15 protein-coding genes are annotated in these 25591 nt (G+C 55.6%); 5 read left to right on the top strand and 10 right to left on the bottom strand.

Annotated features, from left to right (window positions below; all coding sequences use genetic code 11):
* Positions 1-229 precede the first annotated feature (229 nt).
* The 4 genes from GS636_RS16950 to GS636_RS16935 are packed head-to-tail and all read right to left on the bottom strand — an operon-like array spanning position 230 to position 6191.
* On the bottom strand, positions 230-1747 hold the full coding sequence (locus tag GS636_RS16950) for a proline/glycine betaine ABC transporter permease (RefSeq protein ID WP_171670928.1): 1518 nt from the start codon (positions 1745-1747) through the stop codon (positions 230-232).
* A gap of 10 nt (positions 1748-1757) precedes the next feature.
* Positions 1758-2807, bottom strand: coding sequence for a glycine betaine/L-proline ABC transporter ATP-binding protein (locus GS636_RS16945; RefSeq protein WP_171647965.1), 1050 nt, complete (start codon positions 2805-2807; stop codon positions 1758-1760).
* A gap of 58 nt (positions 2808-2865) precedes the next feature.
* Positions 2866-3834 (bottom strand): glycine betaine ABC transporter substrate-binding protein, encoded by a 969-nt coding sequence (locus GS636_RS16940; RefSeq protein WP_171670926.1) that lies wholly within the window; start codon positions 3832-3834, stop codon positions 2866-2868.
* Positions 3835-3869: 35 nt separating this feature from the next.
* Positions 3870-6191, bottom strand: coding sequence for a DUF1989 domain-containing protein (locus GS636_RS16935; protein ID WP_171670924.1), 2322 nt, complete (start codon positions 6189-6191; stop codon positions 3870-3872).
* A gap of 107 nt (positions 6192-6298) precedes the next feature.
* Here GS636_RS16935 and GS636_RS16930 point away from each other — a divergent pair, with 107 nt between their 5' ends.
* Complete coding sequence (locus GS636_RS16930; protein ID WP_171670922.1) at positions 6299-7309, top strand: LacI family DNA-binding transcriptional regulator; 1011 nt, start codon at positions 6299-6301, stop codon at positions 7307-7309.
* A 606-nt stretch (positions 7310-7915) separates the two neighbouring features.
* Here the strand turns inward: GS636_RS16930 and GS636_RS22920 are convergent.
* On the bottom strand, positions 7916-12025 hold the full coding sequence (locus GS636_RS22920; RefSeq protein WP_171670919.1) for an autotransporter domain-containing protein: 4110 nt from the start codon (positions 12023-12025) through the stop codon (positions 7916-7918).
* Between the two features lie 301 nt (positions 12026-12326).
* On the opposite strand from GS636_RS22920, the gene GS636_RS16920 reads away from it, so the two are divergent.
* Entirely contained in the window at positions 12327-14384 is a 2058-nt protein-coding gene (locus GS636_RS16920; protein WP_256369074.1) for a tetratricopeptide repeat-containing sulfotransferase family protein, read from the top strand.
* Between the two features lie 358 nt (positions 14385-14742).
* Here the strand turns inward: GS636_RS16920 and GS636_RS16915 are convergent, their stop codons facing one another.
* The 5 genes from GS636_RS16915 to GS636_RS16895 form a co-directional block, all read right to left on the bottom strand.
* On the bottom strand, positions 14743-16161 hold the full coding sequence (locus GS636_RS16915; protein WP_216602939.1) for a tetratricopeptide repeat protein: 1419 nt from the start codon (positions 16159-16161) through the stop codon (positions 14743-14745).
* A gap of 120 nt (positions 16162-16281) precedes the next feature.
* A complete protein-coding gene (gene acdA / locus GS636_RS16910) occupies positions 16282-17517 on the bottom strand; it encodes a 3-sulfinopropanoyl-CoA desulfinase (protein WP_171187208.1) in 1236 nt (411 codons plus the stop codon).
* A 90-nt stretch (positions 17518-17607) separates the two neighbouring features.
* Positions 17608-18468, bottom strand: coding sequence for a LysR family transcriptional regulator (locus GS636_RS16905; RefSeq protein WP_171187206.1), 861 nt, complete (start codon positions 18466-18468; stop codon positions 17608-17610).
* Positions 18469-19461: 993 nt separating this feature from the next.
* Entirely contained in the window at positions 19462-20571 is a 1110-nt protein-coding gene (locus GS636_RS16900) for a ParB N-terminal domain-containing protein (RefSeq protein ID WP_171670915.1), read from the bottom strand.
* Positions 20568-21875, bottom strand: a complete 1308-nt coding sequence (locus GS636_RS16895; RefSeq protein WP_171095421.1) for an AAA family ATPase — start codon at positions 21873-21875, stop codon at positions 20568-20570. The genes GS636_RS16900 and GS636_RS16895 overlap by 4 nt, the downstream gene beginning before the upstream one ends.
* Positions 21876-22265: 390 nt before the next feature.
* On the opposite strand from GS636_RS16895, the gene GS636_RS16890 reads away from it, so the two are divergent.
* From GS636_RS16890 to GS636_RS16880, 3 genes are all read left to right on the top strand, one after another.
* Positions 22266-23027, top strand: coding sequence for a DnaA N-terminal domain-containing protein (locus GS636_RS16890; protein ID WP_253762851.1), 762 nt, complete (start codon positions 22266-22268; stop codon positions 23025-23027).
* A gap of 248 nt (positions 23028-23275) precedes the next feature.
* On the top strand, positions 23276-24151 hold the full coding sequence (locus tag GS636_RS16885) for a helix-turn-helix domain-containing protein (protein WP_171670912.1): 876 nt from the start codon (positions 23276-23278) through the stop codon (positions 24149-24151).
* A 210-nt stretch (positions 24152-24361) separates the two neighbouring features.
* The gene (locus GS636_RS16880) at positions 24362-25525 is read left to right on the top strand and encodes an LLM class flavin-dependent oxidoreductase (protein WP_171670910.1); all 1164 of its coding nucleotides are present in this window, start codon (positions 24362-24364) and stop codon (positions 25523-25525) included.
* The last annotated feature ends 66 nt before the right edge of the window (positions 25526-25591 follow it).

Here is a 25591-nt window from a genome sequence, read left to right as displayed (position 1 = left end):
CAGGATTGTTGGCTGCGTCAATAAGATTGGTGTGTCCGCTGAGCGAGATGCTTACCCTGCTCGAATCAACTGCCCAATATGGTGATCTGAGCGCCCCCGCGAGTGTGATCGGTTAGTAGGCCAGCAACCTGATCACTGTTTATGCTCAGTCCGTGACCTAAGCTCAACGTGGCAACCAGGGCAGTGCGCTCAGCTCAAAGCTGCACGCACGACTCCTGACTATTTCTCGTCATTTCTTCCCGGCCACGATCCGATCCAGGATGAGCGCGCAGAAAAGGATCGCAAGACCGGCCAGTATCCCCTGCCCTGCCGCCGCGTATTGCAGCGCCTCGAGCACATCCTCACCCAGTCCCTTGGCCCCGATCAACGACGCAACGACAACCATAGCCAGCGACATCAGGATGGTCTGGTTTACGCCCGCCATGATGGTTTTGTGCGCCAAGGGCAGGTCGACGCGCCATAGCAAGTATCGGGGTGTTGCTCCGAAGGCCAAGGCGGCCTCGCGAACGGTTTCCGGGACCTGTTGCAGGCCAAGTACTGTGAAACGAATGACAGGCGGGCTGCCGAAGATCATGGTCGCGACCACGCCCGCAGGTTTGCCTGAACCGATAAACGCGACTACAGGGATCAGGTAAACGAAGGACGGCATCGACTGCATGAAATCCAGGATGGGGCGCACGATGGCAAAGGCGCGCGGGCGGCGCGCGCAGTAAATGCCCAGAGGAATGCCAAGCGTGATTGAGATCAGCGCCGCCGCGCCCAGCAGGGCAATCGTGGTCATCGCTTTTTCCCAAAAATCCAGAAGGCCCAGATAGGCCAGCGCAGCGCCGGTAAAGATGGCCACGCGGGGACCAGCCGACAGGTAAGCCAGCATGATGATCACCAGCGCAACCACTGGCCACGGGGTATCGACTAGTACGACCTCGATCCAGTCCAACAGGGTGCGCATCCCATAGGTCAGCCCGTCAAAGAAGCCACGCCCGGCGGTTTTGGTCCACTCGAACACTGCCTGCACACCGTCGCCTACGTTCAGACGCCAATCCCGGTTGGTCGGGAAGGTTTTGAGCACCGCCACCGCATCCGGCTGCGCAAACTTGATCATCGACAGGATCACCACCACGGCGGTCAGTGCCGTCGCAACAACCAATCGGGGGAATGACCAGCCATTGGCGACGCTGGGGTCCGAGCGCCAGCGTGCGAACTGCCCTTCTAAGGTCCAATTGGCCAACGAGGCAGCCAAAAACTTGACTGCCAACAACAAAACGATTCCGATCACCAAATAGGTAACCCCGGTCGAATCCGCCGTCTGCGCGGCCTCTTGCGCCCCCGCCAGAGCCCCTTCGAGGGACTCTGCTGCCCGTTTCAAAGACTCCAATGTGGCCGATCCGGATTGCTCCGCAGCAGCGATTTGCTGTTGGCGCAGCTCCAGCGTCTGCTCGATTTGTGCCGCCCGTTCGCGGAATTCGCGGCCCAAATCACCAAACAAGCCAAGACCGATCTGGATATAAGCCAGTGTCTCCAGCACAAGAAACCCAAGGAACCACGACCAAAGACCGCGTGCCCCGAACCAGATCGGCCCCAGAACCGCCGCCGCCTTGTTCAGCGTAAAGCGATAGCCGGGGGCCTGCATCATATAGGCAAAGGTCTTCTGATAGTAAGTCTGCCCCTGCCCCACGAAATCTCCGATCAGACCATTCAAACGGTCGGCGGTTTCCGGTTGGATCTGTTGCATATCAACATGTTTCATAGCGGTCCCCTTATGCCTGACTGTCCTGAATCGCACGGATCAGACCCGCCCGGTTGATCACGCCCACGGTCTTGCCATCCTGCGTCACTGCCACGATCCCATGGCCGTCCACACAGAGGTTCATCAGATCGGCCAAATCCATTTCCGGATGCGCCTCTTTTGCATCGTCCGGCACTTCGCCGTGGCGTGCTTCGAACTCGTCGACTGGTTTCATAACCGCATGGGCGAAGATCATGTTGAGTTTGGAAATCCCCGCCACGAAGTCGGCCACATAGTCATCGGCGGGGTTGAGGATGATCTCTTCCGGCGTGCCGATCTGAACGATGCGCCCGTCCTTCATGATCGCGATGCGATGGCCGATGCGGATCGCCTCATCCAGATCGTGGGTGATGAACATCGTGGTCTTGTTCAGCTTGTGGCTCAGTTCCATGAACTGATCCTGCAACTGTTTGCGGATCAGCGGGTCGAGGGCCGAGAACGGCTCATCCATCAACAAAATCTCGGGGTCGGCTGCGATGGCCCGGGCCAGACCCACGCGCTGCTGCATTCCGCCCGAAAGCTCATGGGCGTATTTATCTTCCCAGCCATTCAATTCAACCAGTTCCAGCACCCGGTCGGCCTCTTCCCAGCGACGGGCCTTGCCGGTGCCGCGTATTTCCAGCGGCATCGCCACGTTGTCGCGGACCGTGCGGTGAGGCATCAGGCCGAAATTCTGAAACACCATGGCAACGCGACGGTTGCGCAGATCACGCAGGCCTTCATCATTCAGACCCATCACATCGTCGCCATCCAGATAGATACGGCCGTCGGTGGGTTCCAGCAGACGGTTCACGTGACGCACAAGGGTCGATTTGCCCGAACCCGACAGGCCCATGACACAGAAAAGCTCACCCCGTTCGATCTCGAAACTGGCATCAGCCACGCCAACAACACAGTTGAAGCGCTCCAGCACCTCGGCCTTGCTCAGCCCCTCGCTGTGAATGGCGTTCAAAGCTTCCTGCGAGCGCGCGCCGAACACTTTCCACACGCCCTTTGCGTCGATTGCGATTTGCGCTGTCATTTTGACCCCATCGGATTTGTGCTGTGTTGCGCCCCCGACACTTGGGGGCGCGCAGGTTTTAGTTGGTGGTCAGACCTAGCCAACTGTCGACGGTATCGCCATTGGCAGCGATCCATTCCGCCACGACCTCATCCGTGTCGCGGCCTTTGACCACGACTTCATAGGTCAGACCGCTCAACTCACCGGCATCCATGTCGATATTGGCAAGGAAAGAGGCCGCCGCCGGGTTGCGCTGGTCGAGTGATTTGGAATGCGCCACGGTCACTGTTTTGACCGGCTCACCTGTGCTGACGTGCGATTTGTTGTACCAATCCGCATCCTGATCCGGCTGCACCATCTTGTAGGTGGCCGCGTCATGCTCGGGCTCTTCCAGAATGGTCACGTCATACAAAGCGTGGACGTAATGCGGCGCATAACAGTAAAACGCCGCGCCTTTCTTCTGGTCGATCTGATCTTTCAGACGCGAATAGAACACGGTTTCATCCTCGGTGGTCGGCGTCAAGAAGGTCTCGATCCCATAATCCCGCACCCGCACTTTGAATGTGTTGGTCGAGGCCCAGCCCGAAGCACCGACCCAGACCTCACCCATGCCGTCACCATCCGAGTCGAACAGCTCTTGCGCCTCCGGTGTCGCCAGATCGTAGATTGAGCGGATGTTGTGATCCTCGACCATGTAGTTCGGCACGCAAATCCCGGCGCGGCCTTCATAGCTGCCCGAGGACAGACCCACGGAGCCTTTCTGGTCGACATATTCATCGGTGAAGGAGGATTGGTTCGGCAGCCAGACATCAGGATGCACGTCAATGTCGCCGCGCCCGCCATCCATGGCGGCAAAGATCACCGCGTTGGCGCCGGGGGCATAGCCGACCTCGCCGCCCAGGCGGGTTTCGATGACCTGCCCGATCACCCGGCTCATGATTTTGGCGCCGGGCCAGCTGGGTTCACCCACCATGACCTTGTCCTGTGCCATTGCCGTCGTCGCGCCCAAAGCCAGAGCCAAGGTTGCTGTAAGCGTCAGTTTCTTCATATCTTATCTCCCGTTGTATTGAGTTATCTGCGCCGTCAGGCGCGCGCCCGCTTGCGTTGCGGGTCTATGAATGGAGTGTCCGAGACGGTGGCGCGCAGGCGCTTCATCCGCCCGTCGAGCTGGCCGATCTCCAACTCGGCGCCGTTCTCCGCGTGTTCGACAGAAAGTCGCGCCATTGCGATCGCGTGTTCCAGCATCGGTGAGCGTGTGGCCGATGTGACCACACCCACCTGCCGCTCGTCCGCATAGATGGGGGCACCGTGTGCAGGCACATCATCGCAACCGATCAACAGCCCCTTCAGCACGCGGCGCGGATCTCGCGCATTGCGTTCCAGCGCGGCTTTGCCCGTGAACTCGGTTTTGGTCAAATCAACGGCAAAGCCCAGACCAGCCTCAAACGCATCGACACCTGGTGCAAACTCGGCATTGGCCGCAGCCAGCCCTGCCTCAATCCGGATAATGTCCAGCGCGGCCGAACCCATTGGGGTGGCCCCGAATTCCTCGCCGGCCTCCATCACTGCATCCCAGATCGCGACGGCATCGGATTTGGAGCAGAAAACCTCATATCCCAATTCGCCGGTATATCCCGATCGCGACAGCATGAACGGCGCGCCCTCGCGGTCGTTCAGCCGCGCGACGGTGACGCCGAACCATTTCAGATGATCTAAGCCGGGCACATGCGGTTGGGTGAAGGCAATCTTGCGCATCAAGTCGCGCGATTTCGGTCCTTGAATGGCGAGGTTCGGCATCGCACCGCGCAGCGCATGAACCCGTACCTGCAAACCGCGCGCATCAGCCAGTTCCTGCAACGCCCGACCGCTTTCCTCGGACCCGCAGCACCAGCGGAAAATCTCGGGCGCAAGGCGGAACAAAGTGCCATCATCAATGACCAAACCGCTTTCGTCGCACATCAACGTGTAAGACCCACGCCAAACCGGCAGCTTCGCCACGTTGCGCGTTGTCGCCAGCTGCATCAGCGCCTCAGCATCCGGGCCTACAATGTCGAATTTGCGCAACCCACTCATGTCCTGAACAGTCACCGCCTGACGGCAGGCCCAATATTCACCCAGCGTGCCATAAGTGGGGTAGCTGACAGGCGCCCAAAGATCGCGCGCAGGCGCAAAATGCTGGGTCAGCGGCGATAGGCGGTCGTGAAAGGCGGACTCCTGACTGATCGACATGGGCGCGTCTTCCTTTTCGCGATAGGCAACCGCTCGGCGGATGGGTGTTTCGGGACGGTAGATGCGCACATGCACATCGGTCGGGTTCCAGCCATTGATGGGGTCAATATCGTCCGGACAAGCAGTTGAGACGCAGACCAGATCCTCCAGCGCCCGCATGGCGACATAATCGCCGGGACGAGAATGGGATTCTTCGGTCAGAATGTGATGGTTCGCCGGGTCGATCCACGTGTTCCAGAAGAAGTTGATTGCAGGCCAGGCAGCCCGCCGCGCAACACTGTAAGCAGCCAAGGCATTTGACATATTGTCCGAGCAATTCACGTGCCCCGGAAACCCGCGCTCTTCATATCCACGCGCGGTGCAGGCCAATCCGAATGTGTCATGCCGCCCGCATGTGTCTTGTACCACGTTGAGCAGCGGTCGCATTTCGCGATCATAGAATTTATCCAGTAGACCCGGGCCGGGATAGGCGCGTCGTACCATCGAGCGGGTGGCGGTCGAGTCGATCATCCATTCTTCGCCACGATCCAGCCCATCGGCCCGCAGCGCCATGAAATCAGAACATTGCTGACCCTCGACATCAATAATCTGAACGAATTCTCCAGCCTTCAGTTCGTAGGCCAATGCGCTGCCGCGCGTTACAGTGAATTCATCCCGCGTATCCCCCAGCAAATGCGGCAGATGCGACCCATTTGTAACTGCCGGCTTGTGCAAAACCGTGACGCATCCTGCCCCGCTGCCCTCAATCAAACCTGCAACAGGGGCGGCACGAACAAGCCAGACGGTCAGAGCCCGGTCCGCGCGTAGAATCAGGGCCTCAGTCACCTGCTCCAGCCTGTGACAGAGAAGCCGCATATCGCCGCCCTGCGCCGCGACCCAACCTGAAAGACGTGCGCCGTCAAAACCATCCCACTCGATCTGCCCGCTGACCGTCAGAGCCAGCGCCGCCAGAGCCGGTTGCCCATCCTCGGTAAACGCAACCACATCCAACGGTTGCGCAGGTCCAACCCCATCTATTGAAAGCAAATCTCCCTGCTTCAAGGTCAGCTGCGTGGCCTCGCGCGGGGCAAGGATATGCGTGCAGGTGCCAGAGGTCTTCGGAAAGCCTGGAAACCGGCGACCAGGGCCGTCAAACCCAGTATTCGTAAACTTTCGTAAGACAGATGATCCCAGCATGGTGGCGATGGATTCCTAGTATGTAACTAGTTACAGAGCTTGATGAAACCGGTTACATATGTCAACTCTTTCCTTAGAAACCTCTCAGACGGACACCAAAACCCACGATGCGAAAAGCCTCTTTGCCTAAAAAGCGCGCAAATCTCAGAGATGTGGCAAAGGCGGCGGGCGTTTCCGTTGCCACGGTCTCTCGCGTACTAAACGATCCCACAGTGGTAAAGAAAGACACGCTGGAGAAAGTTCAGGCTGCCATAGCCGAATTGAAGTTCGTCCCCAGCGCCGCAGCCCGTGCAATCAATTCGGGCCGCACCAAGTTTGTCGGAGCTTTGGTCCCCACTCTGGACAACGCGATCTTTGCCCGCTTCCTTGCCGCGCTGGAACGCAAGCTGTCGGACCATCAGTTGTCTCTGATTGTAGCCACCACCGATTCGAGCCCTGATATCGAAGCCGAGAAAGCCAAAAGCTTAGTGGATATCGGAGCAGAGGGTCTGATCGTCACCGGGGCCACGCACAACCCCGCCTTTCACGATCTGATCGAGCGTACAATGCTGCCAACGATCATCACGTCTTTCTTTGACGCTGGAAACCCGCTACCGACCATCGGATATGACAACGCGTCTGCTGCACAACTTGCCTTACAACACCTTGCCGACCTCGGCCATCAGAACATAGCAGTCGTACATGGCCCTGTTCATGACAATGACCGTACACGTGAACGTCTTGCCGGTCTCAGGGCCTTTCCGTTCACCGGAGAGCTCACGACTTTCGAGACACAAATCAGTCATCAGGGAGGTGCGGACATAGCAAAACTGCTGGGCAAACTGGACACAAAACCGGACGCAGTTCTATGCCTATCTGACGTTGTTGCACTGGGAGTTTTGCTGGGCCTTCAGGCCCAAAAGATTGCTGTCCCGGACCAAATTTCCATGGTGGGCGTTGATGATCTTCCAACCTCGGCTGTGTCAGTTCCGCCACTTACAAGCGTCCATTTGCCCGTTTCTCAAATGGGAGAACGCGCCGCAGACGCGCTGGCCCGTTGGATTACAACCCAACAAGTTCCTAAACCCGAAAGACTCGAAGCACGGCTCGTCGTTAGGAACTCCACAAAACGAGGTTGAAGCACGCCAGCCCAATGCCGACATCTACTAGTTAAGCGAATTTCTACAGTCGCAAACCACCTTGCTGCCAGTCCCTGTACTATAGCGGCCAGGGTGCTTAGCTTATCGCATACCGCTTGCGAGACACTACTTCAAAAGTTATTGTGGCCACAGGCCGTTTCGAGGTGGCCCCCTGGTCCGCGGAAAGCTGTCATCGGCACCTCGCACAGAATGTGTGAAAACCACATCGGTTTCTCAGCCCGGCTAGGACCGAGATCGCTGTGACGCGGGGAGCATTCAGGATCGGCTATTGAACCAATGTGCAGGTGGCGAAGTTGGGGACTTCTTCCTCGGCTAGCCCTTGGGACACGAGCGATATTGACAACGTTGTCGGGCTTAGTTGACTATGAAAGATCTGAGGCACCATGCACATTGGGAATGTCCGCAATGGGGACTTAATCGGCAAAGTCACGGTGACCAATTCTTTGAACATCGTCCTATTCCCAAGTCATCGAGACACTAATTAGATCGACTTTCTGACGTTCCTATTTGAACTTGGGGCTTGCCGGAGATTGACACAGGTTTGAGAAGGCAGCCGGATGGCTGCCTTCCATTGTTTGCAAGGGGTCAAAACGACCACTTAATACCGGCTTTTACAAACGGTCCCTGAGCGTCGTCACCAATCTCCTGTTCCGCGTTTACTTCCAGTTTAAGGCCGGATGGAAAGTCATGTTCATAGCCGACCAGGACACTGCCTCCGGTGAAGTCGGTACTGGGGAATACAAGCGTGTTGCTGCTTGAAAACACGGTAACATTAGCAGATGAATCACCCAGATCGCGACGTACCACACCGCTGAGTTGACCGATTATGGCTCCGCCTTTGGTCACGGCTTTTTTGGCCTCGACGCCCAATTTGGCTTCGATCACCTCAGTTGTCGCGTCGCCAATCGTTGCATTTGCGAGTGAGCCGGTTTCAGTATAGCCATCGTCTTCTTGCCGAGTGTAGCGAACGTTGCCAAAGCCCAGAAGATCGAACTGGTTTTGCAATTCGAATGAACGCTCGATACCAAGATTCACCGTATAGAGAGTAGAGTCGTAGTCTCCATTTGCGTCAGGGCTGCCGTTAATTTCCCTTGTTTTGTCATTCGACAAGAAACCAACCCCAATATCTGCTTCTACCGTGTAGGCACCGAACTGGCGGCCAGCGGCAAAGCTTAGGTAAACGGCATCTGTGTCGAACGAAGTTGTGTCGCTGTCCCCATCGGCTGTGAACACGCCAATGCCAAAGGCCAGAGCTGTCCCATTTTCCAACTGCCCTGCGAAACCGAAACTGCCGTTCAGGATGTCTACATCCGTGTCCGTAGTGTCAGATTGCTCGAACCGTTTCGCTTGTGCGTCGACCATCACATAAGGGCGGAACGCATTTAGAGATCCGCCTGCGAAGGGCAGGCCTCGCGATACCTGAGCCGGAGCACTGTAACCCAACGCTTGCCCGGCATTGCCAACCACCCCACCGTATGATGCGATGACATCACCCGATGTGAAAACATCCGCGGAGTCGACGCTTGCATAGACCGGGTTTGATCCGCCTTCGCCTTCAATGTACCAGGCCGACCTGTCATCAGACACGGTCGTCGTAAAGGTTCCGCTGTCCGTGGCAGCGTCTTCGAAGAAGAACACATTGCTGCCGCCGCGCGCGTCGAGGTTAACGTCATGAGCCGCAACCCGGATGGTACCGGTCACACGATCCTCGGTATCGACGTTCAGCGTACCGGTACCGCCCTCCAGATAGATCGCATATGCATCGCCATTTTCAGACAAAGCCGAAACCGTTCCGATGTCTGTAATCACCCCATCGAAGTTCTCGATGTAGATCCCAAGCGCATCCCCATCTGCACCAGAGGCCGTTGCAGAGATCTCACCGCTGCTGGCAAAGGTTCCCTGCATGTCTTCGAGGTAAAGACCAAAGGCATCCGCCCCGTCGCCCAACGCCGTTGCGGTAATCGTACCGCTGTTGGAAAGGCCGCCTTGCATACTCTCGATATAGATGCCCGCAGCGATGGCAGCTGCGCTGCTGGTCGGATTTGTAAGCTCTACCGTGGCGCTGATGTTACCGGTGTTGGTCACTGAAGCTGTCACATCGTCATACAACAGGATGGCCTGCGCGCGCGCTCTCTCGACACCATTGGCGCTGACAGAGATGCTGCCGCTGTTGGACACACTGCCTGTGGTATCCCCACGGATGTAAACCCCACGGGCTGTTGCGTCTTCGCTGATCGAGACACTCACCGCATCGATTACGCCCGAGTTGGACAATGCGCCGTCGTAACCGTCTCGGATGAAGATGCCTCCATTATATGCCTCGGAGGCTTCATCGGAGCGAACCGAGATCGTTCCGGAGTTGGTAATGTCACCGGTCATGCCATCATTGACGTAAAAACCATAGGCGTCTGCATCGTCGGTGACATCGGTGCTGACTGCTGTAATCACACCCGAGTTCGAGAAGTCACCAGCCAGCGCGCCATCGATGTAGATACCGGCCGCGGTAGCATCGGTTTCGCCATTAGCGTTAACCGATATGGAACCGGAGTTGGCAATATTCCCGGTCATGTCGTCATTGACGTAGAAACCGAACGCTTCGACAGACTCCGTCTGATCCGTTCCGACAACCGTTACTGAACCTGAGTTGGTGAAGTTACCGGTGAAATCGCCGTCCAGATAGATACCGCCCAGAGTAGCTTCGGAATACCCATCGGCGCGCGAGAAAATCGTTCCTGAATTGACGATGTTGCCGGTCACGTCGTCGTTGACATAAAGCCCGTAAGCCTCAGCCTCTTCGGTCTGATCGGTGGCAATCGCGGTGATCGAACCTGAATTGGTGAAGTTTCCGTCCAAAGCCCCGTCAAGGTAGAAACCGCCAACAGTAGCCGAAGTTTCTCCGTCACCTCGTGCAATAACCGTACCGGAGTTGACAATGTCGCCGGTCGCGTCGCCGTCAACATAGAGCCCATAAGCCTCAGCCTCTTCGGTCTGATCCGTCGCAATTGCGGTAATGGAACCGGAGTTGGTGAAGTTTCCGTCAAAGTTTGAGTCGAAGTAGAAACCAGCCACCGTCGCAGAAGAGGATCCATCCCCCTGCGCGTAAATCGTCCCGGAATTGACGATGTTGCCGGTCACGTCGCCATCCACATACAGGCCGTAAGCTTCGGCTTCGTCATCTGTAATGTTGGTGGCGACACTGTTTATCGAACCCGAGTTGTCAAAGTTACCCGTCAAATCGCCGTTGATGTAGAAGCCTGCGGCGGTCGCTGTTGTACCGTTTACAGCGCGTGTCTGCACGCTACCGCTGTTGAAGATATCGCCGTTGACGTCCTGGGAAACATAAAGGCCATAGGCCTCTGCGTCGTTGTCGCCTGAATCCGCTGTCACGGTGATTGAACCGGAATTCGAGAATCCGCCGTCCAAGTCATTACTAATATAGACACCGTAAGCTTCGGCGCCGTCGTCAGGCGAGGTTGCGGATACTGAAATCGAACCAGAGTTTGAGAAAACTCCGATCAGGTCGTCCTTGAGGTGGAAGCCCGAAGCCGTCGCACTTCCTGTGCTGGTATTGGTGGCTCTGACAGTCACCGTACCGTAAGTGCTGATATTCCCCTGAACCGTATCTTGGATCAAAACAGCAGCGACGTCAGGATCGCGCAAAAATGGGGGCAAAGGTGGAAACGGAGCGGAAAACGCCTCGGTCGCGACAGCGACGATACTGCCGGAGTTATTGAAATTACCAGTCAGGCCACCGTCGAGATCGTATCCAAACGCTTCAACCGAAGACGAACTGCCAGCAGCCTGTGCGGTGACGGTGCCATTGTTGTTGATATTGCCAGTGACATCATCGCCAATACGGACACCGGCGGCGCGCGCAAAACTGCCGTTTTCGTTCGCCGTCGCAGTGATCGTGCCCGAGTTGTTCAGGTTACCGTTCAACTCCAGATCAATTTGAATACCGGTTGCTGAAAGGGTTGATGCGTTCCTTGCTGTGGCCTGAATCGTGCCGCTGTTGTTGAGGTTGGTATCGACGTCGAAGTCGAACACCAAACCCATTGCAGCTGCAAAAGTAGACGACCCCGAAGCGGTCGCAGATATGGTGCCAGTGTTTCGGATTAGTGCCGTCGATCCAACATCACCGGCAAACATCACCCCAACGGCTGATGCGCTGCTAGAGGCTGCGTTAGCATCTGCATTGATGGTGCCAGTGTTGACAAACGCGCCATCGGTTTGTCCGGCCAGCGTTACGCCACTTGCGGCCGCGAAACTTGTGCTGTTTACGTCGATGTCAATTGTGCCGTTGTTCACAATTTGACCGGTGGTCGCCAGATCGCCGTTCAACAGCAGGCCGGTCCCAACCGCCGCGCTTACAGATGGGCCGGAGATCCTGCCGTTGTTCGTTGCAATACTGCTGAAGTTTGTGTCGATCGTCACGGCCGGGCCACCGCTTGTTGTCAGGTCGACGGCGCCTGTAGATGTAACGGTGTGATTTTCGTCGGTGGTGACCGTTTGATTGGTGTTCTGTATCGATGAAATCGTATCTGCTGCTGTCATCCCCACGGACAGCGCAACCACCGAAACCGATGCGAGGAACACCGAAGGCGCCATACTCGCCACTGTCCCTTTCCATTTCACTACTCGACCGCCACGGGCCACGTGGTTTTTCACGTGCCGCCCCAATTTCCCACTTTTCACTTATTACTCCCCTCGGAACTTCTTTTTGTTCAGGGTGAGTGGGTAAAAATTGAGTGAGGCGTAAGTATGGCATTTTAACAAATTTGTCGTGAGTCTGGTGGCGTGGCGAGAAAGACACACAAAATGCTGTTGCCTCGGGCGAACTGCCGATGGATGGACGAGGTTTCGGGTTTGCTCTAACAAAAGTCGGCTCCCGCCAGTGGTGGGGAAGTAACCCGGCACGGTTAAAGCGTCACAATATGGAGTTCTCAGCGTGACCCAAGGCAAGCAGATCTCAGTCCAGGAAGCCTTTAAGAAAGGTATGGCGCTTTATCAAGGCAGTCAAATCAAACCGGCCTTTCAGTTGTTTTCGGATATTGTTCGCGCAGCCCCCCAATTTGCACAGGCGCATCAGATGTTGGGCTTAATTGCCTTCCAAACGGGTCAAACTGAGCCCGCAGTGAAGGCAATGACTGAAGCCGTTCGTTTGCAGCCTGAGAACGTGACCTTTCTGACAAATTTCACCGAAATCCTCCGTAGTGACGGGTGTCTGGATCAAGCCTTAGAGGTCGGGACCCGCGCCGTCCGCTTGGCTCCGGGCAACGCCGCAGCGCATTCGAACCTTGGACTCGTCTTTTATGATCGAGGTGATCTCGCTGAGGCGCAGACCTCGCAAGAGCGCGCCCTGGCGCTTGACCCAGAGTTCGACCGGGCAATCAACAATTTGGGCAGTATCGCACGCGACAATGGCGACCGGACGCTGGCCGAGGAGTTTTATCGCAAAGCGCTAGAGATCAACCCTGATTCCGCTGAAACCGCTAACAATCTGATCTCGGTACTGATTGAAGAAGAGGATGTTTCTGAAGCTCGCGCCGTTGCTGAAGTTCAGCTTGAGCGTTTTCCACGTGACGCGGAAATGCACCGAAACTTTGGCCGGGTGTTCCTGCTTGAGAACAATCTGGACAAAGCGGAAAACGCGTTCCGGAACTCGATTTCTCTGAACGGCAAAAAGGCAGATAGCTATGTGGGGTTGTCGCAGGTTCTGTATGAAAAGAACCACCCGAAACTGGCGCTGATCGAGGCTGAACAAGCGCTGCGTCTTGATCACGAAAACGCGTCGGCGTGCCATCAGATTGGCATGGCCAAAGCGAATTTAGGGGATATTGAAGCGGCCATCAGGTCTTACCGACAGGCATTGGAACTGAAACCCGACATGTCGTCCAGCAGGTTGGCATTGGGGCATCTCGAGATTGAACGCGGCAATTTTGACACCGCCCGCGAGCATTTTAAACAAGCGGCCACGACGGCCAATGATAAACTGAATGCGATGATTGCTTTGTCAAAGCTGGAGAAAATCACTCCAGATAATTCTGTTTTTCAAGCACTGGAAAACGCTCTGCCGGAAGCATCGGCAATGCTGCCTCAGAAGGCGGCGGCTTTTCATTATGCCCTGGGCGAATGCTACGAAAAGCTAAAACGTCACGACGAGGCATTTCAACAGTTCAGGACCGGCGCAGGAATCAAACGCTCGACCATCGACTACGATCCGTCAGAAAACGATCGCCTGACCGATGATCTGATCAACACATTCGACGCTAGCATGATCGACCGGTTGCGAGAGTACGCGGTGCCCAGCGACCGGCCCATCTTTGTACTTGGTATGCCAAGGTCAGGGACAACCCTGACGGAATCCATTCTGAACGCGCATCCCCACGTGTTTGGCGCCGGAGAACTGAACGATCTGCAGAACATTTTCGGTCGGCTGGCTGACAGCAGCGCCAACGTGCCGCAAGCCGTTAAATCCATGCCTGGCAATAAGCTAACCAAAAGAGCGGATTCTTATATCGAGGCTCTCAGACAACATGCCCCGGATGCGTCCCGCATTGTCGACAAGATGCCATCCAATTTTCAGCTTGTCGGTCTGATTCACGGTATCATGCCCAATGCCAAGATCATTCACGTCGTGCGTAACCCATTTGATACGTGCTTGTCCTGCTACACCCGGCTGTTCGAACGTAGCCAATATCACAGTTATGATCTGGTTGAGCTTGGCCGATACTACCAGAATTACGCCCGCATCATGACACATTGGCGCGAAACCCTACCTGCCGGCTCGTTCCATGAGTTACGGTATGAATCCTTGGTTGACGACATCAACTCGGAAGCGCGCCGATTGATTGAGTATTGCGGTCTTCCTTGGGATGATGCGTGCCTTGACTTCCACAAGTCCAAGAGGCGGGTGCGTACGGCCAGTGTTCAGCAGGTGCGCCAGCCGCTTTATGCATCGTCCAAAGAAAAATGGCGCAAGTATGAGGAACACTTGTTGCCGTTGGTTGATATGTTGAAGGACACATCTGAACAGCAGGGTACGATAGTTTAACTTAACTCAAGCTAACCAAACTTAGGGCTTGCCCCTGGCTGCACGTGATAAGAAGGACGGATCAACTGAGGGTAATCGAGTTTGCGCCAACCCCGAACGATAATCACAGCTGCTCGTGTGGCGATGGCGTTGTCGATGAACTTCGCGACCGGAAAGAACGCCGCCGCCATATCTGATCAAGGCACGCTCAGCCGCACGATTTGTAGAAAAGCTAATCTGTCTTGTAGTGGATCCGTCGCCATTCAAGCGATTGAGAAACCGACTACAGAATTTAGCAAAACAGACCGATACAAGGGCCTGTGGCTCTAACGTGTCGCGCTTGGAAGGCAACGTCGTTCTTCGCCGGTCCGATCTTGGGCTATACGTGAATCAAAGACTGTGCCTTGGCCGTGGCCCGGTCAGCGTTGGACGCATCCCCCAACCCTTTGAAGGCGCGCGCAACGGCTCGCCAATTCTGTGCAGAGGTTGGTTTCAACGCAGTTCGTTCATTGGCCAGCGCCAGAGCGAGGTCAAACCGGCCTGCGCGAAGGGCTGCTTCCAGCAGTGTCCACCCAATAATGTCACGCTGGGCGAAAGAGCCACCCAAGCGATGGGTCATATATCGCACGGGCAACAACCGGTCGACACAGGCACCGTAATCCTCGTTCTTGAAATCCCGCATGGCAAGACAGAATGGCATCCCAATCTCTCGGCTCATGGCGACATTGGCGTCCGAGGCTTTTTCAAGATACCGCTCATTGGCCGACAGAAGCTTGTCCTGTGCCTCGGCTCGGTTATCCGACACGAAGGTCATCATAGCGTGGACATCGTTGAATGCATAAAGCGTATCCTGGGCGGCGGGCTCCCATTTGTCGGCCAGATGTTTCCACCGGTCCCCTGAACCCTGCCCGACGAGATTGATCCGCCACAACAAGGCCGCTGCGTCGAGTTCCTCGTATTTGTTTCCATCCTTCTGACGGGAATCCAGATGGGTGTCGAAGATTTCGTAAACCCGATCATATTGTTCGATGTCGAGATGATAGAGCGCGGTGTGCCACCAAAGGTGATTGGCGAAATTGGACGTACCCCATTGGCTGGCCCGGTCATTCATGAAGCGCACGCCGCCCAACTGACGGCCGCGCATTTCCATCACATGTGCCACAGCATGCACCGCATAAGGATGATCCGGGCGAATAGCCAAAGCCTGACGCGCCAGTTCTTCAGCGTGCGAGAAGTCGCGGTTCTCCTCAAGCCCGAAGGCATAGAAGCCCAGTACAAATTCGTAACCAGGAACACTTTCATCCCAAAGCGTTGAGGCGCGCGCCACGACATCGCGCTGTCCGGCAATGTCGCCCAGCAGAACATCGGTGTAATGGACCAGTTCCATCGCCAGCAGGTCCATTGGGTATTTGAACAGCACGGCCTCCCATTTCTGGACGGCCCCGTAGAAATCGCCGTTGACCCAAGCTTTGACGGCTTCGTAGTGACCGATCTCACGGTCATTGGCAGTGCTCAGGCGTTTTTCGGCCTGATCCAGCGCTTCGACCATCAGACCGTAGATTCGCGTTTCCATTGATTGCGTCAGCCAGCCCGCCTTGAACAGCCAGCCCATGATAAAATCAGGATGCTCGGCCAGAACGGTATCGATCTCGGCAATCGCATCGCCACGAAACGACAGAGACATCTCGATTGCGCGTTCCAGCCCTTCGATGGCTTTCGTGTCCGGGTATGAAACGGGAATTCCCCGGCAATCGAAGTAGGACTTTTGCACGGCAATCTCTTCAGATGCGTCCATCATAAGCATTCCCTCCAACTACGGCTGTAATCAGGGTGAATGTCTGACGTTCAAATGCAACCTTTTTTGCAGCACCTGACTTGAGATCTCGTATCTGAGATTCATGAACTTGGTCCTGAAAGATCATTCCTCGCCTGACTTCGAAAGATAGCCGCCCCGTGTCTGCGGCGTCTTCATGTTCAGCGCTTTGCCCGCCACCAGATTGCGCAGCATCTGGGCGGTGCCTCCGCCAATGGTGAACATGCGTGCATCACGCAACATCCGCTCGACGGGCGCGTTGCGCGAATAGCCCCGCGCACCATGCAATTGAAGGGCGTCATTGGTGACCTTCACAGCCATTTCCGAGGCAAACACCTTAGCTTGCGCCGCCAGCATTGGATCAGGAAAACCAGAGGTCTGCGTTTCAGCGCTGGCAGCGGCGCGCCAGATCATCATCCGTGCAGCGTCAATCTGCATCGACATGTCGGCGATCATCCACTGCAATCCCTGAAACTCAGCAATCGGGCGCCCGAACTGTTGCCGCTTTTTGACGAAATCAACAGCAACCTCATATGCCCCACGTGCAATGCCAAGCGCCACTGTCGCAGCCCCGACGCGTTGCGCGTTGTAGGCGTTCATCAGCCCGGCAAAACCGTGTTCCAGCCCCTCGGGCGGGGTGATCAGGCGATCCATTGGCAGGCGGAGGTTATCCAGAATGACCTCGGTTTCCGGAATACCGCGTAATCCGAGTGTTGGTTCGCGCGCACCAATTTTCAGCCCGTCTTCCCCAAGATAGGCCATAAAGCCGCCAATTCCTTTGAAGACGCCATCATCGATCACGCGCGCGAAAATCAGATGCAGTTGAGAGATGCCGCCGCCCGTGATCCAGTGTTTCTTGCCATTGAGGACCCAAGCATCACCATCCCGAACAGCGGTGCTTGTCATATCGGTCGCCGCGCTGCCCGCCTCTGGCTCTGTGATACAAATGGCCGGCTTGTCACCACGCAGCACATGAGATGCGGCGCTCTGTTTCTGCTGTTGAGTACCATAGGCTATAATCGCCCCAACCGCGCCCATATTGCCTTCCACGGCGATCCGCCCGGACACGCCACATGCCGCAGACAATTCCTCAACCACCAGCGCGACATCAAAACAGCTGCGACCCGGCCCGCCCAGAGCCTTGGGGACGCCCATCCCCATGAACCCGGCCTCTGTCAGCGCCTGAACGACCTGTGTGGGATACTGCTCGGTCCTGTCGGTTTCAGTGGCAAGCGGGCCTGCCACCGTGCAGGCAATTTGGCGTGCCTTGGCCTGCAGGTCCCGCTGCCGATCGGACAATTCGAAACATGGGCCGCGTGGGTGAATAGCGTCGTGGATCATGATGCATACGCCTTAAATACTGCGTATATCATAACAGAAACAGTAATTTTTATGTTAATTACTATTTCTTGTTTTTTACATGAGAATTTCTCATGCTGATTGCAGCGCCTCGATGAAGGTATCGATCACAAAATCTGACCGACCATCCGAGTTTGTAAGGGCCCCGATCTCACGGTGGAACACAGGGTCCCCAAAGGGCAGCGTTCGCAAGCGGTTCGAAAACGGGCGTCTTCCTTTGCAAACGGGTACGATGGACACGCCCAACCCCTCGCCAACCAGGTTGGAGATCGCATCCAGAGAGTCGACCTCCATCGCGCGTTTCACCTCAATACCTTGCGCCCGTAATTCTTCTTCGATGCTGTGACCGGCCCATGTCTTGCGATTAAACCAGATGAAAGGATGATCTTGTAACAGGTCCTGCCATGTTTCCCCCTTGGCATGTGCAGGCGCAACGACAACAAATGGCTCGCTGGCAATACTGTGCCAATCCAAACTTGGGATGGGGTTCACCGGTTTGGTGCAAATTACGACGTCTACTTTCCCGTCCGCTAAACTGTCTGCCAGCGCAGATGAACTACCGTTTTTTACTTCGATCTGAAGTCTGGGATAGGTCGATTGCAACAGCTTCAACCCAGCTGGCAGGAAACTGGCCAAAGCCGTTGGAACAGCACCGATGGCCAGTTTCGACCTAACGAGCTCTCCACGAGCAATCGAGGCAGAGGTATCAAACAACTCCAGCGTTTTTTTTGCGTGTTCCGCCAAGGCTCGCCCCCGCGCCGTCGGAACCGGGGGGCGCTTGATCCGGTCAAAAAGCAAAACCCCTAACTCATCTTCCATCGCTTTGATTTGCAGACTGACAGCCGAGGGAGACAAGCCAATCACCTCGCCTGCAGCCGCGAAGGACTTTTGATCTATGACGACGACAAGGGTTCTGAGTTGGTTGATGTTCATAGGACCAGAGACTAACAAAACTCGTTTTGCATTCGCAATTTCTCGTTGAACGACAAATCGGCGACCAGATTGGACAGGTTTTAAGTCCGTTCAGGCAGTCTGCGAAGCGGTTCAGTCGCAAACTTTTTAGATGGCAAAGCATCAGTGGAGTTAGAGTGCGGTTTTTGTATCGGGATCTGGAGTAGATCACGGTCGAACGCGGCAATTCCCCACCATTACGAATTCCAGTTTTCGGCTGTTTTCCGAGAACGCAGGATAAGTGCGTCCAGTAAGGCGCTGACTCTGGCCGCTCCTAAAGGTTGCAACACATCCAGGCACAATCAAAAGTAGAGGACCGCAAGGAATTTAATGGTCTTTTTATGAGCGTTTTGCTTATTACATAAAGCCCTTGTTAGTCGCCCTATCCGCTTCACCCATAGCAGCACCGTAGAGTTAAACATCGCGAACGGCAGTTTCCAGTGCCCTACCGGTCACCCTCCCTTAAATCACGAGGTTCAAACAATGCCAGCAATTCCCGATCAGCCTAGCGCGACGCACTGTTCTTGCGGAGCTATAAGCACCATCTCGAACGCATCGTTTCGCTCGCGACGAACAGTCAGACTACACAGAATTCTCCTGTGTCTACCCCCTGCCCTCACCACCCGACGTTGACCGTGACGCTCCAGCGCTTGCTTCCTTTTGCTACGAATGATGCGCCGCAAATCTACTGCGCCATTCTTCCGTGACGCGTGCCATGGTCCTGGTCCCTTTGCAGAGGGCATGTTTGAGCCTTCAGACCACAACGAACGTTCAAGCCAGTTGCCACTGCCTCATTCGCAATTTTGCACAAGGCTTATGCCAGCCTCTGCGAATTTTGAAGCGGTGTCATTTTGTACCGTTGCGCGCCATTGCGACTGGCTGTTTCCGGGGCACAGGAACCAACACGGCGACCTGTGCAACTGAAAAAGACGCGGACAGGTGTCCGCGTCTTTGAGAACAAGGTGGCTTGAAATCTTACCCGTGGGTAAGATCGTCTTCTTCGGGGAGCGCTTCAATGAAAGCCGAAATCGCTTCTTCCAGTTTGCTTCGATCCACCCGCGTAAAATCCAAATCGTACTTTAACTCTATGCGCCCGCTCGAGGCGGAGCATTTTGCGACCCCTGCCCGTCCCGAAACCTGGAACGTCGTCTTTGCCCGCCGTGGCTTGCTGCTGCCTTCATTTGCCGGCTTCTTGCTTACACTGGGCTCTTGCTCTTCCAAGAACGACCGCAGTATCGCAACTTCCCGAGCACCATCACGATCCGGCTCACTCAACAACGTGTCGGTCACACGTCGTACCAAACCTGGCGTTGCGTCGAGCTTTCGCTTTAGCTCTACTCCAACATTGCGCGGAATGTCATTCGGATGCATGAGCGCCTTGTCCATCATCATCAGCAAACTGGCAAAAGATCTTATGTAGCTGCGCTTGGTATAGCTTGCTGACTTGAAAAGTTTCGACACGGCCTTGTCCACATCGGGACAATCATTTGCGGGGTCTTCAGCATAAGCACGCGCCAACGCACCCATTTCAGCGAATGAGATATCCTTACGGATCAGGTTTTCATCCACCATCCGCCGATAACTATTGTCGAGTTCACTTGCCTCAGAAATACCGGCAGGGATCTTCGCATATATCTCTTCGCCGGTTTCCTCAAACAGAGCTCGATATGCGGATAGTCGACGCATCCCTTGAATCAGTTCGAACCGACCATCCGCACGACGTTCAAGCCGAATCGGATTGGACAATCCGATATCGCGAATGGATGCCTTGAGCTCGTCCAATTCAGGGTCAGGGCCCGGCTTGCGATCTCGTGTCAGTTTTTCGGTCAGAACGTCTGCCAGTGCCACATGCTCTGTGACAAGCCCTTCGTTCCGCAAACGAACCAGTTCATGCGCCAGCGCATCATTTTCGGCACGAATAGTTTCTTCTGTTGATTGCTGATCCCGCAACGCGTCAGCATTTTCCGAAATCGCTGCGGCCATAGGGCCGCGTCGCTTTTCCAGTACTTTGTCCGGCACCTTGCCAACAGGAATGTCATCCATGGCCGGTATATCGATATCGAACATTCTGCGCTTGCGGCTCATGCCTCATCCTCCAGCTTGTCCCAGGCCGACAGCATGACGCCCCGGAATTCCTCATACACATTGTCAAAAGTCGACCGAGCGCGGCGCCAGGTTTCCCGCGTCATCTCTCGGTAATCCATCTCATATACTGAACTGAGAAAGCGGCCGGACTGTTCAACTGCGCGCGTCATCTCGACCGGATGTTCGGCGACATGCTCACCGAAGACTTTCTTGAAAGCCTCAAACATCGCCAGGTGAAGGGCGTTACCCGGCTCGTATCGCGTCAGCAGGAACCGCAACTCGCAAAACGTTTTCGGCAGGCCGATCTTACCCGTGGGTAAGGTTTTGTCGAAACCGTAGGCCAGATCCTCCAAAGCTTCAGCAAGCTGACCGATAAAGGACGTGGTGGAATCGTATTCCCAATATCCGGGGCCTGAAGGGATATACAGCATGTCTGCCGCGAAAACCGCGTTCATCGACTGATACCCGATGGCCGGCGGGCAATCGAAAATGATCAGGTCATACGCGTCGTCGGGTATCTGATCCAAGTATCGAGACACGGCTGCAAAGAATGACCATTCCGGGTTTAGGTGCCGGTACTGGGCCGAGGCAAACTCGACGAAAGCTGCGTTAGCGCAGGACGGGATCGCGTCGATGGTGGACCATGACGTCTTGCGAATGAAGTCAGAGATCCTCAGATCGCCAAGCCCCATATCTGTAATTGCTGGCGGCAATTCGCGGCGGGGCAGGGCGGTTCCCGATTGCGCGGCGACAGGGCGGTTGTTCATGCGCTCCGTCTCGCGGATAAGGTCACGCGCCATGATCCCCCAGACAGTATAGTCTTCTGCAACATCCGTCAGGCCCATCGAATGGCTCAAGGTCGCTTGCGGGTCAAAGTCCACCACCAGAACACGATACCCGTCCAGCGCTGACGCATGCGCAAGATGCAGCGCCACGGTCGATTTGCCGGCACCGCCCTTGAAGTTGGCGACGGCTGCACGAATAGCGCGCTTGCCTTCCGGGCGCGGGGGCATGAGGGACTTGCGGTTCACTTTGAGGCGGCGGCGCAACTCGTTCACCTCTTCCAGGCTGAACCAGCGCTGACGACCGTCGGGCTCGACCTCGCCACCAGGCAGCGAAGGATCCGCCGCCAGCTTGCCTCGGAAGGTCGATTGATTGACCCGGAAGATCAACTCGGACACCTCCCAGCTGGAAAACCGGCGGAGGGTTTTCTCCATCTCGGGGCTAAAGGTCTGCTGGCGGATCCAACCCTGCAGCTTAAGGGATTGGTTACGCAATGCGTTCAGGTCTTCGTGCGTGTACATGCCTCGGGTCTCTTTGTTTGGAACGTAAATTTCTGTTCGTTTTCTATTTACGACCGATTTGCACTTTACGCAAAAGAAAATATGATGAGACTGCAATCTTACCCACGGGTAAGAAAACAAAGCCTTTAGGGGTTGGAATCGATTCGGCAGCCCTACCGTGCCGCCACATGGAACACAGACCCTCACACCCCGGTATTTAGGGGGACGCCTGAGGCCCTAAACCCATATATAGGGGGACACAACGGGCAAATAAGGGGACAACCAAGATGTCCCCCCTCACCAATACTTCACCAGATTCTTTTTTTAATTTGAATTGGAATGGGCGCAAATTTCGCCTGAATTCAGACTCTTCTTGACAGAATCGAAGCTTTGGACGCTAATTAGGCCAAGATGACGAAAAGCGTTGGCAAACGGCGCGAACACGGCGGGGAAAACCCGTCTGAGGCAGATGAAGCGGTGAGAACGGGTATGCAGCTGGCTAAACCGGTCGGGCGTAATGCAGCGGCCTTGAAATATGATATACTCTCTGCGCTGACCGTTCATGCGTTGTCCGGAGACAAACATCGACAGCGCAGTATCCTGCGCATCATTGCTTTGATTACGACCCGATATAACTGGCGAAGCAATGAATTGTCGATCGGGCGTGAAGAAATTGCGCGCCTTTGGACAGTGAACGAAAGGACGGTAAAGCGCGAAATGTCCAAATTTCGCGCATTAGGCTGGGTAACGGTCAAAAGACCCGCGGCGCGTGGCAGAGTTGCCGTTTACGAAATTGACCTCAAGCAGATCATGATCGACACGCAAGAGGTCTGGCCGGTCATAGGTTCTGATTTCCACGCGCGAATGACAGATGAGCCTGAAGCGGAAACAAACATCGTGCCTTTCGCAATCAAGCCTGCAACCAGCGAAGTTGGCGAGGGTGATGTATGGTCACAGGTTCAGTCGATTCTTCACGGTCGCGATCCTGAACTTTGGGCCAGTTGGTTTCAGCACCTGTCCGAAGGTGAAAGGGCAGGGGGGTCTGTGACCCTTAATGCGCCGTCGCGTTTCATGGCCGACTACATCTCGCAAAAGTGGAGCCAGCGTTTGCTTGCGGCGTATAGCCGGGTGGATCCCGCTGTCAGAGTTGTGCGCGTGGAATCAACCGAGTGAAGCCTGCCGGACTGATGTGAGCGGGTCTTGACCAAAAGCCTTCACTGAACGGGAAAGACTGATCCAAGTGGATAAAGTGTACGTCAACAAGACGGGTTCACGGTGACCCGGCTTGTAGCGCCTGAACTTGACAGGTCGCGAGGGGCCATAGTTTACTTTGTCAGGTATCCACCAGTTGCCTGACCTGACACGTTTGTCGACCGATTGCCTGTTGAGCCCTTGAGCGCTCAGCTTCAGGGGGAGGGAGAATGAGCGAAATTTCCTATAAACAGCTCCCGGACTACGCACCGGGAAATTTGTTGGGCAGTGGCGACGGGCGCGGATGGTCTGGCATCAATTACCGAAGCTACAGGCATCTTGGGATGGAAATCGAGCTGCCGCCAATGGAAGATTTTCTGGTGATTGCCTACGACAAAGGCCGCACACCTGTGCAGCGAAAAGTGGGCAACACTTGGAGCGACTACAGCCTTGGAGTGGGTGATCTTACACTTTTGAATAAGTCAGACAGATCGGAATGGGCGTGGTCCGAAACGGTTGAAGTATCTCATGTCTATCTTAGCGCGGAACTGGTCGAGAGCGTCGCCAACGAAGTCTACGAACAGGATGTGCGCGACATTCGCTTACGGGATACTTTGAAGGCACGCGACCCCGGTATTTCCAGATGCGTTTCGGTTATCAAAACCGAGGTCGGAGAAAACAGTGTTGGGGGCTCTTTGATCGTCGAAGCGGCTGCACGGGAGATGTCGGTCAGACTGCTGCGGAAATATGCTGACACCCGATTTGGATCTGCCGCACGTTTTGGCAAACTCTCGCGGGCTGAAACAAAACGCGTTGTCGCTTTTGTTCAGGACCAGTTGCGCGAGAAATTGTCTTACGAACAAGCTGCGGCCGAAATGGGTCTTGGGGACTGGAACTTCATGCGCAAGTTCAAATCGACCTTCGGGCATTCCTTTCACGATTATGTCCTGACGCAGCGGGTGGAACGTGCGGTTTCCCAATTACGCAACACGCGCAAACCCATAAAGAACATCGCTTTGGATTGCGGGTTTTATGACCAACCGCACATGAACCGTGTGTTCAAGAAAATAAAGGGCGTGACACCAGGATCTTTGCGCAGAACGTGAACCGTTTTTCCCGATCCACTCGCAGGGCAGGGATAACGCGAGCCTGTGCAAGATTGTGCAAGAAATTCACAGAATCCTCCAAGAGTTTATCGGGCCAGCTTGATTGACTTAGCGGAACTTGAGCCTTGACGTTTCGGGTGGTCCCACGTCAGCGGCAGTAAGGTGCGCTGCGCGCAAGCAGCGCCGCATGGACTTAACGGGAGGATACCTATGCGGATGAACTTCGGGATTTTCATGGCTCCGTTTCACGCGCCGGGGCATAACCCAACGATTTCACTGGAAGACGATCTTGAACTGCTCCAGCATCTGGACACGCTGGGCTATGATGAGGCGTGGATCGGGGAACATCATTCCGCTGGTAGCGAGATCATCGCATCCCCTGAGATTTTCATCATGGCCGCCGCCGAGCGCACCCAGCGCATCAAACTGGGGACAGGCGTCGTGTCGATGCCCTATCACAACCCACTGTGGACAGTAGAACGCATGGTTCTGCTGGATCATCTCACGCGTGGGCGCGTGATGTTCGGCATGGGGCCAGGTGCCTTGCCTACGGATGCATCCATGCTTGGCCTCGAACCTCAGCAGATGCGCCCGATCTTTGAGGAATACATTGATATTGCCTATAAGCTGCTGACGACGGACGAGCCGGTCAACTACCAGTCTGACCGACTGACGTTGAAAGATGCGCGGCTGCATCTGCGTCCGTATTCCGATCCGTTGTTCGATCTGGCTGTAGCTGCCGTGGCCTCGCCTTCCGGAGCAAAACTGGCCGGGCGCTACGGGGCTGGGCTGCTGTCATTGGGCGCAACCGTTGCCGTGGGCATGGATGTTCTTGCACATCACTGGACCATTCAGGAACAGGCAGCGGCAGAATATGGTCAGGTCGCGGATCGTGCGAAATGGCGGTTGGTCGGGTTGATGCACCTTGCGGAAACCGAAGAACAGGCCCGTGAAGATGTGAAATACGGCATGACCCAATGGTTCAGGTATTTCCAGAACGTGGCAGCCTTCCCGCAGATGGCCGTCGAAGGTGGCAATCTTGATGAGATGATAGATTTCGTGAATGCCGGTCTCGGAGTGATCGGCACGCCGGAGATGATGGTCAAGCAGATCAACGAACTTGTCGAACAAAGCAATGGCGGGTTCGGTGCTTACCTGACGCTTGCGCATAACTGGGCGAACAAGGCTGCGACCTCAAAAAGCTTTGAGCTTTTTGCGCGCGAAGTCATGCCGCATTTCCAGTCTTCCGGTGGCGGTTTGCAGGCAGCCGCAGACCGCGCGCAAGCGCGCCGTGATGGGCTGGCAGAGAAGCAACTGAAGGCAGTTGCTGAAGCCACGGAACGGTATGAAAAAGAAACCGGCACTGCAGGTTAGGGTTCAGGTTTTCTTGTCTTTATTGCCAGGCAATCAAGGGTCACGCGCCACGCAATGTTGCGCGCG

It is taken from the genome of Ruegeria sp. HKCCD4884 (genome assembly GCF_013110855.1).
Taxonomy (GTDB): Bacteria; Pseudomonadota; Alphaproteobacteria; order Rhodobacterales; family Rhodobacteraceae; genus Ruegeria.
Note: the sequence above shows the minus strand (reverse complement) of the source record. Positions and strands in the feature narration are given on the sequence as shown.